Annotated in this window: 17 protein-coding genes and 4 pseudogenes; 20 read left to right on the forward strand and 1 reads right to left on the reverse strand. The window is 46.7% G+C overall.

Features of this window, described 5'->3' with window-relative positions:
* The 4 genes and pseudogenes from PTE_RS26100 to PTE_RS00570 all read left to right on the forward strand — a co-directional run.
* A pseudogene (locus PTE_RS26100) lies at positions 1–330 on the forward strand (hypothetical protein); the annotation flags it as partial.
* Between the two features lie 4 nt (positions 331–334).
* Complete coding sequence (locus tag PTE_RS26105) at positions 335–640, forward strand: SAVED domain-containing protein (RefSeq protein ID WP_051477047.1); 306 nt, start codon at positions 335–337, stop codon at positions 638–640.
* 2 nt (positions 641–642) lie between these two features.
* A complete protein-coding gene (locus tag PTE_RS00560; RefSeq protein WP_051477049.1) occupies positions 643–1,857 on the forward strand; it encodes a nucleotidyltransferase domain-containing protein in 1,215 nt (404 codons plus the stop codon).
* Positions 1,858–1,936: 79 nt separating this feature from the next.
* Complete coding sequence (locus tag PTE_RS00570) at positions 1,937–2,971, forward strand: IS4 family transposase (RefSeq protein WP_131601381.1); 1,035 nt, start codon at positions 1,937–1,939, stop codon at positions 2,969–2,971.
* 141 nt (positions 2,972–3,112) lie between these two features.
* Here PTE_RS00570 and PTE_RS00575 read toward each other — a convergent pair whose 3' ends face one another.
* Positions 3,113–4,813 carry a terminase large subunit domain-containing protein gene (locus PTE_RS00575; protein WP_051477151.1) on the reverse strand — a complete coding sequence of 567 codons (1,701 nt, stop codon included), beginning with the start codon at positions 4,811–4,813 and terminating at the stop codon, positions 3,113–3,115.
* Positions 4,814–4,971: 158 nt separating this feature from the next.
* On the opposite strand from PTE_RS00575, the gene PTE_RS00580 reads away from it, so the two are divergent.
* From PTE_RS00580 to PTE_RS00635, 16 genes and pseudogenes are all read left to right on the forward strand, one after another.
* The gene (locus PTE_RS00580; protein ID WP_036842223.1) at positions 4,972–5,802 is read left to right on the forward strand and encodes a GPO family capsid scaffolding protein; all 831 of its coding nucleotides are present in this window, start codon (positions 4,972–4,974) and stop codon (positions 5,800–5,802) included.
* Positions 5,803–5,834: 32 nt separating this feature from the next.
* Positions 5,835–6,866 carry a phage major capsid protein, P2 family gene (locus PTE_RS00585; RefSeq protein WP_036842226.1) on the forward strand — a complete coding sequence of 344 codons (1,032 nt, stop codon included), beginning with the start codon at positions 5,835–5,837 and terminating at the stop codon, positions 6,864–6,866.
* Entirely contained in the window at positions 6,866–7,570 is a 705-nt protein-coding gene (gpM, locus tag PTE_RS00590) for a phage terminase small subunit (RefSeq protein ID WP_081738126.1), read from the forward strand. The genes PTE_RS00585 and gpM overlap by 1 nt, the downstream gene beginning before the upstream one ends.
* A 104-nt stretch (positions 7,571–7,674) precedes the next feature.
* Positions 7,675–8,127, forward strand: coding sequence for a head completion/stabilization protein (locus PTE_RS00595; RefSeq protein WP_036842228.1), 453 nt, complete (start codon positions 7,675–7,677; stop codon positions 8,125–8,127).
* Entirely contained in the window at positions 8,124–8,621 is a 498-nt protein-coding gene (locus PTE_RS00600; RefSeq protein ID WP_036842230.1) for a phage tail protein, read from the forward strand. Before PTE_RS00595 ends, PTE_RS00600 begins: the two co-directional genes overlap by 4 nt.
* Positions 8,621–8,857: pseudogene (locus PTE_RS24755) on the forward strand (phage virion morphogenesis protein); the annotation flags it as partial. The gene PTE_RS00600 and the pseudogene PTE_RS24755, both read left to right, overlap by 1 nt.
* 23 nt (positions 8,858–8,880) lie before the next feature.
* A complete protein-coding gene (locus PTE_RS24760) occupies positions 8,881–9,396 on the forward strand; it encodes a phage tail tape measure protein (protein ID WP_157890162.1) in 516 nt (171 codons plus the stop codon).
* Positions 9,359–10,147 (forward strand): phage tail tape measure protein, encoded by a 789-nt coding sequence (locus tag PTE_RS24765; protein ID WP_071992914.1) that lies wholly within the window; start codon positions 9,359–9,361, stop codon positions 10,145–10,147. The genes PTE_RS24760 and PTE_RS24765 overlap by 38 nt, the downstream gene beginning before the upstream one ends.
* Entirely contained in the window at positions 10,116–10,667 is a 552-nt protein-coding gene (locus PTE_RS24770; RefSeq protein WP_071992915.1) for a hypothetical protein, read from the forward strand. The genes PTE_RS24765 and PTE_RS24770 overlap by 32 nt, the downstream gene beginning before the upstream one ends.
* Positions 10,660–10,995 (forward strand): DUF2590 family protein, encoded by a 336-nt coding sequence (locus PTE_RS00610; protein WP_036842233.1) that lies wholly within the window; start codon positions 10,660–10,662, stop codon positions 10,993–10,995. Before PTE_RS24770 ends, PTE_RS00610 begins: the two co-directional genes overlap by 8 nt.
* Positions 10,985–12,028: a baseplate J/gp47 family protein gene (locus tag PTE_RS00615; protein ID WP_036843429.1), complete on the forward strand. Its 1,044-nt coding sequence runs from the start codon at positions 10,985–10,987 to the stop codon at positions 12,026–12,028. Before PTE_RS00610 ends, PTE_RS00615 begins: the two co-directional genes overlap by 11 nt.
* A gap of 79 nt (positions 12,029–12,107) precedes the next feature.
* Positions 12,108–13,414: pseudogene (locus tag PTE_RS00620) on the forward strand (IS4 family transposase).
* A 24-nt stretch (positions 13,415–13,438) separates the two neighbouring features.
* Positions 13,439–13,591 (forward strand): annotated as a pseudogene (locus tag PTE_RS27095) (baseplate J/gp47 family protein); the annotation flags it as partial.
* Positions 13,584–14,240: a phage tail protein gene (locus PTE_RS00625; protein WP_036842236.1), complete on the forward strand. Its 657-nt coding sequence runs from the start codon at positions 13,584–13,586 to the stop codon at positions 14,238–14,240. The pseudogene PTE_RS27095 and the gene PTE_RS00625, both read left to right, overlap by 8 nt.
* 9 nt (positions 14,241–14,249) lie before the next feature.
* Positions 14,250–15,695 carry a phage tail-collar fiber domain-containing protein gene (locus tag PTE_RS26905; protein ID WP_051477051.1) on the forward strand — a complete coding sequence of 482 codons (1,446 nt, stop codon included), beginning with the start codon at positions 14,250–14,252 and terminating at the stop codon, positions 15,693–15,695.
* Positions 15,695–16,315 (forward strand): tail fiber assembly protein, encoded by a 621-nt coding sequence (locus PTE_RS00635; RefSeq protein WP_036842237.1) that lies wholly within the window; start codon positions 15,695–15,697, stop codon positions 16,313–16,315. The genes PTE_RS26905 and PTE_RS00635 overlap by 1 nt, the downstream gene beginning before the upstream one ends.
* The last annotated feature ends 6 nt before the right edge of the window (positions 16,316–16,321 follow it).

Below are 16,321 nucleotides of genomic sequence, written 5' to 3' on the forward strand. Positions count from 1 at the left end.
GGCCCCAGGGGCTGGGATTTGTACTATTGGCAGAATGTGAAAGATAACATTCACTATAAACTAGCTGGTGAGTTGGCACGCCGTGGCGGGATGTATGGAGATTTACCGGCATTAGCGGTTATTGGCGTCGCTGATAGTCATGCATTAATGTTACTCGGGCAAGCCATGGCAATCGAACGAAACGTTTTCTTTATCCAAGCAGCCGTTCGCAGGGTCTACGCTGCCCGGATAAATCTGCTGACCCTCCTGATTTCATGTTTTCTTCGGCTCCTGAAGGGAAAGGCCCATTGGCTCTTTTATTTATATTTCTGCCAAGATCCCGCTGAGTGATGTTATGACCGCTTTACCTGATGCCCGCATTGCTGAGTTCACAATCCCTGAACCGGGGTATGCGATAGTCAGCAGTCGTGAGGTGATCCATGCCTTTCGGGATGAGCTACAGAAACGCTTAAGCCAGCTTGAAGCAAGCACTGATGAAGCAATCTATGTTTTTGCAGCTCTTCCAGCAGCTTTAGCCATCGAGTTCGGTGCTTTGTTAACAACACAGCATCAACATTCGTATGTCATATTCGACCGTGAAAACATCAGTCAGAACCAGTTCAGGCCAATGCTGACTATTGGTCATTCTCAGGAGCTATAGTGATGAACAATGAACAAACGAAACGTAGCAGCTGGGAGTATTTTCTCCTTCGCGCAGCAAGAAAAATCTCACTATCAGAACCTCAGTACGAGAAGATCAATGATCGTTATGACCAATTGCAGAGCATCCTTTCTGCATCTGACGATCCTCTTCTTGCTGAAGCGCATATTTTTCCTCAGGGATCTATGCGGCTAAAAACAACCATAAATCCGGTACCCGATGCTCCAGCTGACCTAGGGACTATCGATGCGGATGCTATTGTCTGGTTGCCACATGCAAAAGGCGTGGATGCAGGAAGAGTATTAAACGCGATCGAAAAGCGTTTTAAAGAGGGAAGTCGGGTGCAGGGAGATATCCAACAACTTCGTCGCGGTGTAAGAATCGTTTACGCCGATCAAAACCCCGGTTTTCATATTGATGTCACTCCTGCACGTGCCTGCTTCTGGAATGAACAGGATAATGGGCTTGGCATGCTTGAAGTTCCCGATCGTGAGCTCGGATGGAAGGCAAGTAGCCCCATTCCTTATTCCGGCTGGCTCCATCATGCTTCCAGCCTGGAAGTTATGCTCGAAAGTTATGTTGCTCTTAACAAAAGTTTTGCGACAGCGGATTCTGCCACCCAGGATCCTTTGCCCGAGTATGAAGATTATCAGAAGGAGGATCCGCTGCGTGCCAGTATTAAACTGCTGAAACGCCATCGTGATGAATGGGCTATCCGGACGAAAAATGAAAAGAATCACCCAATATCTGCAGTAATCACAACGCTGGCAACTCACGCCTATCTGGACGTGGTGAAACAATCTCAGCAGCGGCCTTTTACGCCTCTGGGGGCTATCATTGAGATTGTCCGCATAATGCCGACGTTTATTCGATCCAACGGTCACGAATACCTAGTTTGTAATCCGCAAGATAGTGGTGAGAATTTTGCTGAGAAGTGGAATCGTCCGGGGGAGGGCCAATCTTATCGTCGGGCTTTCTATGACTGGCATGAAAACGCCTGTCAAGCCGTGAATCTTGGGCTCCAGAATTATTCTTCCACGGACTCCTTTGCCCTTGCAGTTAAGGAAAGTTTTGGCATCGGGCGTGCATTTGTTGATGAGATTAATTCGCAGGTCCCAGCCAGTTGGACCATGCCGGGTCGAGCTGCGGGGGTAACCCGGAATGCCAATGGCATTCGGTTAAGGAAACAACGATGTGATAAAATAAGATTTAAATGAGCAAGGGGGAATGGATCATGGATTTATATCAACGCCTAAACAAAACCTTTTTTAATTCATGTTCGACGATTGATAAATCGTGGCAAAAAATAAAAAGAACAATAGATACAAAATTGATTGTCTTATTCCTCATGAAAATTATTTCAGGAAAAATAATCATGGATATGCTTATATCATCAATGAAATATGGGATGACTGCGTTCATGAAAATATACCTCTACCTCAGTGCAGTCCTATTTCAGCCTCATCAATGTGCGAAGCCAGAATGAAATTACCTGATGATGCCATCAAAACCATTAATAAAGATATTGTGGTTGTCTGGGAGAAAAACACTCTCCCGACAACATGGAAAGGACACCGAATTTTTGCCATTGATGGATCAAAGCTCAATGTCCCCAGAAAATTTATCAATAATGGCTATCGTGTCACACAACGTACGTCCAGACATTATCCCTATGCCATGATGAGCTGTCTCTATGATGTTATGAATGGTTTGATATATGACATTGATCTTGTTGAACATAATAATGAAAGAGCTTGTGCATTGAAGCATTTTTCAAGATTAAAAAATAATGATGTCATTATTTTTGATAGAGGGTATTTTAGTTATTACATGTTACATCAAATCACAAATAATGACTTAAATGCGGTTTTTAGAATTCAAGAAGGCAATAGAAATAAAATTATCAAAAAATTTTCCGAAAGCGCCGAAAGTGATCTGATATTTGAATATACCCCCTCCGAAGCTGTTAAGTCAGATCTCAGAAAAAGAGGGTTGCTTTCAGATTTTCCATCAATTAAGTTACGTTTAATTAAATTCACCAATAAAAACAAACAAATTATTTTCGCCACGACTCTCCTTGAAGAGGATAATTATGAATCAGAAAGTATTTATGAACTATATCACGAGCGGTGGAGTATCGAAGAGTTATATAAAATTTCAAAATCAATTCTTTGCATTGAAGATTTTCACTCACATAACGAGTATGGTGTCAGGCAAGAAATCCACGCACATGTGTTATTATTGAATCTGGCAAGAATATCAGAAGGCGATCTTGATAAGGATATAACTCTCGCTCAAAACACTAACGGTAAAAAAAAACGTGAAGTATAACTTTAAAAATTGTTTATTTTGGGTTGTAGAAAACCTCACTCTTCTAATCTTTGGGGTAAAGAAAACACATCTAAAATCATACTGTTACTCATTACACATGCGAATTGGCAGAATGACTCAACGGTTAAGACCAGGAAGGCACTATCCAAGAAAATCTATGCAGCCCCGAACTCGCTGGAACTGTTTTGGCGCACAGGCATAGAAGCTTAACCGAATGCCATTGGTGTGCCGAATAGCCAGAAATGAGGCCAGAATTTCTTTTTGTTCCACATCCCATTCGATACGCTCCTCACTGACCACATCAATCATTTTCATGACCAGTTGGTTTTTGCTTTGCGGATTGTAGTGGATAGCGTGGGTTTGTCGGGGGGCGAAGTTTTGCACCATCTCATAAACACCATGACCAATCCCCGTGGTATCAATGCCGATGTGGGTGAATCTGTAGCGCTTGAAGAGATCTTCGATCAGTTTCGCCTGATGTTTCCAGTTCATGCCTTGCCAGTAGAACGTTGCCAATACCCGAAAAACTTCGGGCGCCATCATGGGCGGGGCAACAATGACAAAGGTTGAGGTATCGCCAGAACGGGCCGGGTCGAAGCCGCCCCAGACTTCGCGATCCCCGAAGGGACGTAGTGCGTTGGGATCATGGTCTTCCCAGAGATGGATATTAGCGCCGCATTTTTCCAGTTGGTGATATTTGAAAACAGAGGCGCCACTATCAACAAACACACACATATACAACATGTTAAAGGTGTCTGGGTTATAGCGGTTCCGCAGTTTTTCAATGGATGCCAGGTTGAATCCGCCCTTAATGGCATCTTCCAGCGTGATGACGTAGCGCCATTGACCATCCGGGCAATCACGACCCCCGTCACGCAGTTCATTAAAAGAGGGAAATTCAATGTTCTTACGTTTGGGATCATTGCCGCGCCATTCGTCACCCATCCAAAATGGATAGGCGGGATGGGTTTTGGCGCTGGGGGTTGAAAAATAGGTGGTACGCCATTTGTCATGGGTTGCCATTGCGGAGGCAACTTCATTGAGGCGTTTAAAATCAGGCACCCAAAAATATTCGTCACAATACAAATGACCGGAATAGGATTGTGCCGTGTTTTTATTGGTTGATAAAAAACGCAGTTCGGCGCCGTTGCTAAGTCGAATAGGGTTGCCTGTCAGCGTTACACCGAAGAAGTGTTCAGCGATATTGACGATATACGAGCGAAAAACTTCTGCTTGTGGTTTTGAGGCGGATAAGAATATTTGAGGATCGCCGGTTAACACGGCATTTTCGAATGCTTCAAAGGCGAAATACCAGGTCGCGCCAATTTGCCGACTCTTGAGGATATTTCTAATCTGTTTTGCCAGATTATTGCGCAAATGTTTTTGATAGCCGAAAAGCGTCTCATCGACAAATTTCTGGAAATCTTCTTTAGTCAGTGTCGAAATATCATTTTTACGATAGCGTTTCTTTTTCTTGGGTTCACCATCACTGGATGGGATATAATCACCGCCTGATTTTTCTTGCACCTTAATTTCGGCCAGCTTTTCTTTATGCTTATTTTCCTGTGTCATCAGTTTTATATGATGGGCAATTAATCGGTCGAGTTCGTCTAATTCCAGTGTGGTTTTATTATTGCGTTCACTGAGCACGGCAATCCGGCGGTTAATGGCTTCGATAACACTTTCATAGCTGAGCATATCCGCCCAATGCCATTTTTCCGCCCAATAATAAATGATCCGCCGATTCGGCAGATTTAATTCATGGGCAATTTCTGCCGGAGTATATCGCCGCAGGTATAAAGAACGGGCGACACTTATGAGTTCATCAGAGTATTTAGCCATAGTAATCATATTATGCAGGGCTAAATTTATCCTGACGCTAATTCAATTTCGACCTGAATCGGTTATGGCGTTATATCCGAATTCATCAGAATTAAACTATTCGTAACATTTTATTGAATCCGCAATACTGTATTTGATTCAAATGGAAGGAATTAAATATGTCTCAGTTAATGACTAACTGGATATGTATTGCCATGGAAGGCGATACGGTTGATGGCCGAGTGATGGAACCTCAATGGATTTTAGATGCGGCCGAACTCTATAACCCAGCGTTGTACACCGCTCGCATTTGGCCGGAACATGAACGTGGGTTCGGGGCAATGGGTGAAGTGTTAGCCGTTAAAGCCGGGCGAGATGACGACGGGGTTTTACGCTTATATGCGCAACTGCGACCCAATCATCATTTGTTACAGGCCAATCGAGAGGGACAATTACTGTTTACCTCTGTTGAACTTACACCTGATGGTGATTTTCGCGGAACCGGCAAAACCTATCTGGAAGGACTGGCCGTGACTGACTCACCCGCCAGTGTGGGCACAACGCGTCTGCAATTTAAAAAAAGGAACCAACATCGTCGATTCGGTGCGTATAAGCCACTGGTTATTGATGAGGTTAAACACATTAAGGATAACGACATGGCAAGGTCCAAAAAAGGATGGAAAAGCTTTTTTAACATTGAAGAACCAGAAGAAACTAAGTCAGAACCATCAAGCGATGATGCGTTGCAGGCGTTGGCCCAGGCTGTAGCCGATTTGGAAGCGCGAATTACCGCGCTTGAGGGTAAGCAGGAGTCCACCGAGCAAGCAGTCGCTGACGTTCAGGAAGATGTCGAGACAATGAAAGCGGTTGTCGATACCAAAGAATTTGCGCGTTTACGTGACAGTTTGCCCGATATTCTAAAAAAGTTTAACAAATTGGACGGTATTGCTACCCGCTTACCATCGCGTAACCCAAAAGGCGACAAAAACGAGCCTTTTAAATTTCTGTAATTCCATGATGGAAAAAGGCAAAGGGAAGAGCTATGCAACTGAATCATCGGGCACGGACATTTTTGCAGAAATATACGGCGGGGTTAGCCCAAGCCTATGGGGTTGAAGACACATCACGTTACTTTGCGCTGACTGACCCAAAAGAAACCGTCTTGCGCAGTGCGTTGTTGGAATCCGTGGAATTTCTCAGCATGATCACCTGTGCGGATGTGGATCACCTTTCCGGCCAGGTAGTGTCAGTCGGCAATCCTGGGTTATTCACAGGGCGTAAAAAAGATGGCCGCTTTATGCGTAAAACGGGTGTTGACGGTAATAAATACCACTTGGTTGAAACTGATTCCGGTGCCGCCTTGCCTTGGGATTTGTTATCTGTCTGGGCGAACTCTGGTTCAGAAAGTGAATTTTTCCAACGTATGCAGGAATTCACTCATGAATCCTTTGCACTGGACATGATCCGTATTGGTTTTAACGGCCAGCGAGTGGCGGAGACCACTGACCCGGAAGCCAATCCTAATGGTGAAGATGTGAACATGGGTTGGCATCAAATCGCTAAAGAATGGAATAACGGCAAGCAGGTGATTACGACACCGGTGAAACTGGATGAGCACGGTGATTTTACCTCACTGGATGCGATGGCGTCAGACCTGATTAACGCCTGTATTCTGCAACAATTCAGGCATGATCCGCGCTTGATGGTACTGGTCGGTGCTGACTTAGTGGCAGCGGAACAATATCGACTGTATCAGGCGGCAGATAAACCGACTGAAAAAATCGCGGCGCAAATGTTGGGGAGTTCCATCGCTGGCCGTCCGGCCATGATCCCGCCATTTATGCCGGGTAAACGTATGTCAGTCACCCTACTGTCTAACCTACAAATTCTGACACAGCGCAATACTCGCCAACGTAAGGCGGAATTTGTGGATGACCGTAAACAGTTTGAAAATAAATACCTGCGCAATGAAGGTTATGCGCTTGAAACCCCGGAATTGTATGCCGCCTATGATGAAGGTGCCGTCACTATCGGTACTGTGGCTGAACTTGCTGAAAAACTGGATACAGAATAATGCTGTCGCCTGCTCAACGACACCGGGCTGCGGTTGAACTTCGCCAGAAACTGGCGCGGCAACAAGCGGTTGCCATTGCAGAGGGGGCGAGTATGTACCTGCAAGCCCTCGCCATTGAGCAGGATATTAAGCGGTTACGCCAGCTGGCGTTAACGGAGGAACGGGTGGAGATGAAAAAGCGGGAATTGTTGCCTAATTATCTGCCCACGGCGGAACGCTACTTAGCCGAGGGGGAAATTTACCGTAACCCGATTTTTGCTTACTGCGTGATCTGGTTATTTGATATTGGGGATTTTGCCAAAGGATTGGATTGGGCGGATATCGCTATTGAGCAAGGACAGCTCACCCCCGACAATTTTCGCAGTGGCTTTCCGGCCTTTGTTGCTGACACTGTTTTACTCTGGGCACAGGTGGAAGCCGACTCCGGGAATAGTGTTGAACCCTATTTTTCAAGGACATTTCAGAATGTCACTGGCAAATGGAAAGTACACGAAAAAATTAAGGCCAAATACTACAAATTTGCTGCCTTGAACCTGCTAAAAGGGGATAACGCTGACATTAAGGCGAGTTCGGTTGATAGGTTGGATGTGCTGGAGCAGGCGGATATCTGGTTATCAAAAGCTCATCAGTGTAACCCTAAATCAGGAGTAAAAACCTATCGGCAGCGGATTGCCGCCCGTTTACGGGCATTAACAACCAAATAAAAAAAGACTACCGCAAGCCGGAGCGGGCGCGGTGGAGGTATAGCAGCAATGTTTATGGCCGTGGAAACCGGACTGCCCGCTTTTTTATGGATGAGAGAGGCGAGATGTTTAATGGCAACACCGTAGATTATCGGAATGAGCCGTTGACCAATGACGGATTTTGGCCGGATTTGAACTTACGGGAATTTCAGGTGAACCGCAATATTCCGGCTGACTTAGATAATGACCTGTTAGCCAATGCACTGCTGGCAAGTGCCGCTGAAATCAATCTTGACTTACAGCGTCTGAAAGTCCGATTGCAGACAAAAGGCTATCAGAAAGCCGCAGATGTGCCAGGCATTGCTATCAATGGCGTTAATATGTTAGTTGGTCAGTATAAAAAGGCTGTTTATGCCAGGGCAAAAGCGGATCTGTTGGGGGAATACACTTCTATTGTTAGTCGTGCCCCTAATCCGCCACAGGAAAGTCCTGAACTACGTCCCCGTTTATTAGCGGAAGCGGCTTTTGTTATCCGTAATATGAAGGGATACCGGCGCACAACGGTACGCATGATATGAGCAAATTACATCATTTAACGGCATTTTTGCGGGAAAACCTGCCAGAACGTTTCTGTAAGACGGAATTTACCAGTGAAATAGATGAAATCCGCTTTATTCCTGCGCAACGGGATTTAGGTCTGGGGCAATACCAGATGTTTATCCTGCAGTATGAGGCAGTGATTGCCTGGGGGCGTTTCCCGTACCGAGAGTTTGATCCGCGATATGTCCCATTGTTAATAGAGGTGTGGCTGACTGGGCAGGGCAATGATTTAGGGGATTCCAATCTGGAGCATGAACGGCCAGCGATGACCGTTGACGTGGATGAGGAAACCGCTGTGGTTGTGGTGTCGTTGTCACTGTCAGAGCCTGTTGTCATGCGTGAAGATAAAAACGGCATCGTCCCCTTTGAGGGTAAGCGCTGGAGGCTGGCTGATACTGAAATCTGGTTTGCTGAAAATGGGGTTGTGCATTGTGTGAATGAGTCAGACGCACCCGTTGGACAAATCCAATAATGATGAATGGGCAGTTAAACCGAAATCAGCTTAAGGCACTGCAAAACGCACTGAGTGACCTTGAGCTACCCCCGAAAAAGCGCCAACGTCTGTTATGGCGGATGGCGAAATACGGGGTGATTCAGGCGGCAAGACACCATGTGCGTCATCAGCAATCCCCGGATGGCGGGCGATGGGCTGACAGAAAAAGTCCGTGGCGCAAGAAGATGCTCAGGAATATACCGAAGTTGCTGCATAGATTGAATTTGTGCAATCAACGGTGGAAATCAGTAAGAAGATTAGCGAACTGTCACAAAATGACTTACCGCAGCTGACCCATATCGCCAATATCACCGCCGCCGCCCTGAAATCCAGCGCGGCAGATACTACTAAATATATGGGGCAGATGTTTTCGAATTTTTCCAGCCATGCTAAAGCCGTAGGGAATATTCAGTTTGCTGAGGAACTGGCGGGAAAAGCTATCATCATGTCGAAAACATTTGGCACCAGTATGGAGGAAATTGCGGATTTGATGGAGGGGGTCCGCGCAGCAGGAACGCATTTCGGGGTAGGTATTGATGAACAATTGGCGGTATTGGGGGAATTGCACCGTTCATTGGGTACAGAGTCCAGTAGTGTTTATGAATCGTTTTTGACCGATGCCGCTGAGGGCGCGAAAAAACTTAGCATCAGTTTTGTTAATGCGTCTGGTCATATGCTAACCCTGCCGGAAATGTTGGAAAAGCTACAGGCCAAATATGGCAAAAGTATTGAGGGCAACCTTAAGGCACAATAAGGAAATTGAGGAGGCATTTGGCGATTCTGCCATTGTCGTAAAACAATTGTATGGCAATGTGGATATACTGCGTAAGAATATTTCGGCATTAGGGGCCAATGATGGCCTGAAACGTGCTCGCGAAATGGCCGAGCGGATGGCGAACCCGTGGGAACGGTTACACGCCATTTGGCAGAATATCCGCATCGCCGTAGGTTCAACATTGCTCCCGGTTATCTCTTCACTGGTCAATAGGCTTGCCAATGCCGGTCAATTACTGGTGCGCTGGCTGAAATTGTTTCCGAATATCGCCCGTTGGGTCGGTTATATCACCATCGGTATTCTGAGTTTTGCCGCTGCGGGGGCTGTCGCCAATATCGTCATGGGCGTATCTAAATTTATTTGGATTGGCCTTAAGGGGATTTGGGTAGCCTGTACTTTGAGTCTGAAATTGGGCGCGGCGGCAGTATGGCTCTATAACGCTGCCATTATTGCATGGAGTACTACATTACGTGTGTTACACGGGGTATTGTTGGCTGTCAGGATTGCGGCAATGTCGGCGGGTGTCTCTTTCACCTTTATGAGCTGGCCGATACTGCTGATTATTGCCGTTATCGCTTTGCTCGCTTACGGCATTTATAAGCTGATCCAGCATTGGGACGAAATTAAAGCCACCATGATGAACACCACGGCATTTAAGATGGTGGCGGCTTATGTGAAATGGGTCGGCGGGATATTTAGTGCGGTCTGGGATCGCGGATGGCTGGAATAATCTGTGTAACGGGTTTAGCCGTTTTTCACTGGCGGATACTTTTTCCGGCATTGTGGATAGCATCGGCAATATTTTCGGCGGTTTATGGGATTGGCTGATGAAATCCTTTTCCGACAGCTACCATTGGATTGTCGATAAATTAAATGATATTCCCGGTATTAATATTGAAACCCAGGCCATTGAAAAAACCGTCGCTGAACCAATGGGAAAAGCGACGATTCCCAATATGGGCCTGGGGGAAAATCCCCCCAAATTGATGACCCAATCCAAGGGTATTTTTCAGGGGCAACCTAAAGCCATGATCCAGCCTGTGCAAGCGATTGAACCGCCAGAAAACGAGCGTGTATTAACGGGCGGGAAAAAGCAGGGTATCGGTAAGAATGGCCTGATAAAAGGGATAACAACCCATTCACAGACCATCAATGATAACAGTCGCCGAATTGAAAATGTGACGTTGAATATTTCCAACGGGATGACACCGGAGCAATTAACGGAATGGGAACAAGTGGCACATGGATGAGCCGAAATACATTGATTTATTCATTAGTGAGCGCAATTTCACACTTAATTCAGGGAATGAACCGCATTTCTGTCATAACCGTGTTTCTATCTGTCAGGATTGTGTACACGCTATTATTGAAAGTGGTCTGGCAACTGAACTTATCGCCGAACGCAGCCCAACATTACGGGCAGACATTCACACACAGATAGGAATACTGGTCGAAGACGATGAACGGATTATTCCGGGAACGGTCATCATTAATGAAGAATCACGGATTAAGTTATGGATAACCGCCGAAACTTATGATTTTGGCCGTATTAACGTGAGTGTGAGCAGTGGAAACTAAACCGACGATTGATTACGAAAAGGTGTTACATGATGGTGGGATGCCGACCACCGAGGCCGAAATCAGCGCCGCCTTTGCTAAAGTTGTGGATGAGGCGGGGCTTGTCACCAACACGTCGAAAATGTCTCCGTTTTGGCGGCTGATTAACACCCTAGTGACGCGCCCAGTGTTATGGCTGAAAGCGGCATTAATTAATGTCACCCTGAAAAATATGTATTTGGCGACCGCATCCGGCACATGGCTGGATATGTTTGCGTGGGGCGTCAACCTGAAACGTAAACCCGCATCCGCTGCGCAGGGTGTGCTCCGCTTCTATAAAACCGCAGGGGCATCGATGGTGACCGTGCCCGCCGGAACGGTGATCCAGACTGAACGTATTAATGGCGAAATCTATCGCGTCAGCACCACGGAAAGCGTAGTGATGGCCGACAATGTGTTCAGTGCCTTATTGCCTGTTAGAGCAGAAGCCGCAGGCGGTGCTTTCAACTTTGCCCCCGGTTATTTTCGTATCCTGCCTGTGGCAGTGTCCGGCATTGAGCGAGTACAGAATGAAGAGGGTTGGCTATTGACGCCTGGTTCAGATGCCGAATCAGATGATGATTTGCGCGACCGCTGCCGTAACCAATATAACTGGGTAGGCAACTATCATACTGATGCGGTTTACCGTGGCATGATTGCCGCTGTGGCAGGTTTGAGCATTGACCGCATTTTTTTCCTGCATGATGCGCCTCGTGGCGCCGGAACGGCAAACGCCTATTTGTTGCTGGATTCTGGGGTCATCAGCCAGCCCTTTATTGAGGCGGTGAACGATTACATCACCCATCAGGGGCATCATGGGCATGGGGATGATATGCAGTGTCTGCCGATGCCCGAAACGCATTATGAATTATCTGTCACGCTGTTTGTGGCAAATCTGGCAAACTACAGCCAGGAACAGGTAACAACATTAAAAACGGATGTTGAGAACCTGATCCGCTGCTCTTTTCGGGAAAATAGGGAATATCACGTGAAAAAAACTTGGCCGTACTCTTAATGCCGATCAGTTAAGGATCAGTTGACCGATCCAGTGGTTATGTAAGAATCCGTAACTTATAACGATTACGGATTTTTTTATGCTACTCAGCCAAGCTCTTGAGACTATCCATAACTATACACCGGAAGAATTTTCTGCTCTTTCCGACCTTCTTTCACCTGAGATTATTGACGAATGCCTAGTCGATACTGGCGTTGCAACTGTTCGTAAACGCAGGCTTCCGATGGAAATGATGGTCTGGGCGATTACTGGAATGGCCTTGTTTCGCTCTCTGTCCATGAATCAGATTGTCTCTCATCTGGATATACTTCTTCCCGGCAAGCGTCCTTTTGTTGTTCCCAGTGCCGTGGTTCAGGCTCGTCAGCGGCTCGGCGCTGATGTCATAAAACAAGTTTTTGAAAAAACAAGCCGACTCTGGTTTGAAAAAACACCCCTATCTCACTGGAATGGACTCACATTGATGGCATTGGACGGAACACTTTGGCGTACACCAGATACACCAGAAAATGATGCTGCTTTTGGTCGGACAGCGAATGCACATTCATCTTCTGAATGGCCGCAGCTTCGGATGGTCTGCCAAATGGAGGTGACAAGCCATTTACTGGCTGGTGCTGCCTTCGGCAGTGTATCTGCTATCAGCGAGGTTGACCTTGCAGCTCGTCTGGCCAATCAAACATCTGAGCATACGCTAACTATTATGGATAAAGGATTTTATGCGCTTGGACTTCTGCATCACTGGCAGTCATCGGGTACAGAAAAACACGGGATGTTACCACTGAGAAAAGGCGCGCAATACAAGGTGGTACGTAAACTAGGTAAAAACGATGAACTCGTTGAACTGACATTATCACCTCAAGCGAGAAAAAAATGGGCAAATGCCCCAGCCACGCTGACAGCGAGACTACTGTGTAAGACAATCAAAAATAAAATAGTTTATATACTAACATCAATGACAGATCCGCAGAAATACCCGAAAGCTGACATTGCAGAGCTGTATGGATATCGTTGGGAAATTGAACACGGGTTCAGGGAAATGAAGCAACATAGGCTGAAAAACGAGCTGACTCTGAGAAGTAAAAAACCGGAGCTTATCGAGCAGGAGTTGTGGGGTGTTGTACTGGCGTACAATTTGCTGCGTTTTATGATGACTCAGATGGCGTATAGCCAGAAAGGAACAGAACCTTACCAAATAGGGTTTAAGCAGGCTTGCCTCTATCTTACAGGTCAGTTGAGCCTATTACCCCGAGTCTCTCCTGGAAAAATACCTCAGTTTATGTCTCAGTTGCTTGATATGTCTAAAAGCTTTGTGCTGCCAGTAAGAAGGGAAAGGCATTACCCACGGGCAGTGAAAAAAAGCCGCAACGATATCCGTTACGGCATTCATAATTATCTTAACTGACAAGCATTAGGCCGTACTCTCGATTTTCTTTTTCGAACTTAGGGCGTGAAATTCACCGTGAATTTACCGAAATTGAATCTTTGTCATTTTCATTGGATGACATTCTCAGTGATTTGAGTGTGCCCAGACTGCAATCACTGATAATTGAGGTGAAGCATGTCTGAATTCAGGGAACGACTCAAGCGGCTGGCGCTGCCCTCATGGATGGATAAGGGAGAACCCGCCAAACTGCTTTGGGCCGCGCGTGAGTTCTGGTTAATGATTTACCGCTGGTTGACATGGCCGTTAGCACAATTGGACGCGGAAACTTGTTCGGCGGAATTACTGCCGATGTTGGCCTATCAGCGGGACATCCAGCGTTTTAATGGTGAACCGCTGACATTATTTCGTAAGCGTGTGAAATACGCGTTTATTAACGCCAGAGAGGCGGGCAGTGTCGCGGGATTTATCGCCATCTTTGAACGTTTAGGGGTCGGCCATGTTGAAGTACTGGAACGTCAGCCAGGGATAGATTGGGATGTGATTATTTTGCGGATCAGTGACGGCCAAATAGCCGAGCATCCTGATTTGCTGATGAACATTATTCGTCAGTACGGCCGTACCTGCCGACGCTACCGTTTTGAAGTGATTACAAAAAATCAACTGCTTATGCGTGTGGGCAGTTTGGGCGCGGAATATTGCTGTTATTACGCGGCCATGTCCTCGCAGCCCCTGCTATTAAAAGTGGGTTATATGTCGGGGGAGTCCGTTTTTGATTGCGCCAGTTTAAAGGCGATTACCGCACCGAATATGACCTACGGTGCATCATTATAAGGAAATAATATGGCATCAGTGATTACCGTAGACTTTGAAAAATGGAAAGCGCAGCAGGCTGCGGCGGGAAAGCCCGTGGTTTTGGATGAATTTGTTTTTGCTTATGTGCCGGATTTAGATCCCGCTCTTGCCATTAATCGCGATGAGAAATTACCTGCCGAAAGTCATATTGTGCATCGTCAGGCTGTGAACAAAACAGGGTTAGCGAGCGAAAACGCGGTAGCCTACACCTACAGTGTCACATTGGGAACGGAAGCCGGTCATTTTGATTTTAACTGGATTAGCCTGATAAATAAGGCTTCTGGCATTATTGGCATGATTACCCACGCCTCAACTCAGAAAAAAATTAAGACCGCGAACGGATTACAGGGAAATGTACTCACCCGTTCTTTCTTGCTGGAGTTTGACGGGGCAGCTAAAGAGACCGCTATCACGACCACGGCGGAAACCTGGCAGATTGATTTTACCGCCCGTTTATCTGGCATCGATGAAATGCAGCGCCTGATTAATGCTGACAGTTACGGTGAGGCGGCTTTTTTCGGTGATGGGTTTTCCGTGGTTCGCAGTGGTGATCAATACACGGTAAAAAAAGGGCTGGCTTATGTTGGCGGGTTGCGGGGTGAATTGGTGTTTGACCAAACGCTTAACCACCTGCGTGATACCCGTGTTTATGCGGATTTTAGCTATCAAGGCAATTTGGTCAGCCAGTGGAAAACCGTCGAACGGGCAAGGAATGCTGTACCCAATGACAGGAAAATTAACGGGAAATCGCTATTGTCTGATATCAATTTGATGGCGGGTGATGTTGGAGCCTATCACCAGACTACCTATATGACTGCGCTACCGGACAGGCATTATTCGGGGCCGTTTTCTTGTGGTCGGGAAAATGGATGGGCCAAAGGGGTGAGTATTGGAGTAGGGGGTGACACGGGGCAAATTTGGATTGATGCCGATGCACAGTTGCACACCCGATTTCTCAACGCTAACGGTACCGTAGAGCAAAAGATGACGATGGGTATTCCTATTGGCGCCACTATCGAATGGCATTCGGCTGCGCCGATACCCGCCGGATATGAACCCAATGAGGGACGCTCATTCCGTGCGGCAGATTACCCTGAGCTGGCCAAAATTTTTCCCGATCTGAAATTACCTGATGACAGAGGCTTATTTAAGCGTGGTCTGGATAGAGGACGCGGTTTAGATTCCGGTCGTTCGTTAGGGAGTGTTCAGGGGGACGCGATCAGAAATATCACGGGATCATTAGGTAATCCCACTATTGAGAGCGGGAGCAACGCGTCTGGTGCATTCAGCTACCGGTATAAGGCAGGCGGTCGCGCAGCCGGTGCCGGTGGTGGGGTGATTTCATGGACATTTGACGCGTCGAGAGTGGTCCCGACAGCAAATGAAAACCGACCTGTCAACAAATCAGTGATTTATATTACGAGGGTAAAGTAATGGTTAAATACAGTGCAGATATTCAAATGGCCCGGTTTGATGATGATGGGTTAGCCATTGTTAGCGGATGGGTGGCGGTTTATCGTTGTCATCCTGAAACACGAGAATATATTGGGGCCGATATGGATCTGGTGCCACGAGGTTTTTCTGTTGCCGCTAATGCGTATTTGGATGCGCCCGCATTACCTGACACTCATGATATTGCGATTTGTCGTAGTGTAGATGAAAAATCCTGGCGACATGTGCCTGACTATCGGGGTAAAACGGCGTATGCAACCGATACAGGCCGGCCGATCAATATTACCGCCATCGGCGTGTTGCCAGATAATCTCACCCTGCAATCACCCCAAACTCCCTTTGATAAGTGGGAGAATAAGCAATGGGTAACAGATAAATCAGCCCTAAAAGCTCATCAAATTGAACAGGCTGAGCAGCAAAAAATCTCGCTACAGCAGCAGGCCGATGCGGCAATTAAGCCTTTACAGGATGCCATTGATCTGGATATCGCCACTGATACCGAAAAATCAGTACTCGTAGAATGGAAAAAATATCGTGTGCGGGTGAACCGGGTAGATCTTTCAACTGCCCCCGGTATCAACTGGCCTGAGCAACCCGCGTGATGAACT

The organism is Photorhabdus khanii NC19 (genome assembly GCF_000517265.1).
Lineage (GTDB): Bacteria > Pseudomonadota > Gammaproteobacteria > Enterobacterales > Enterobacteriaceae > Photorhabdus > Photorhabdus khanii.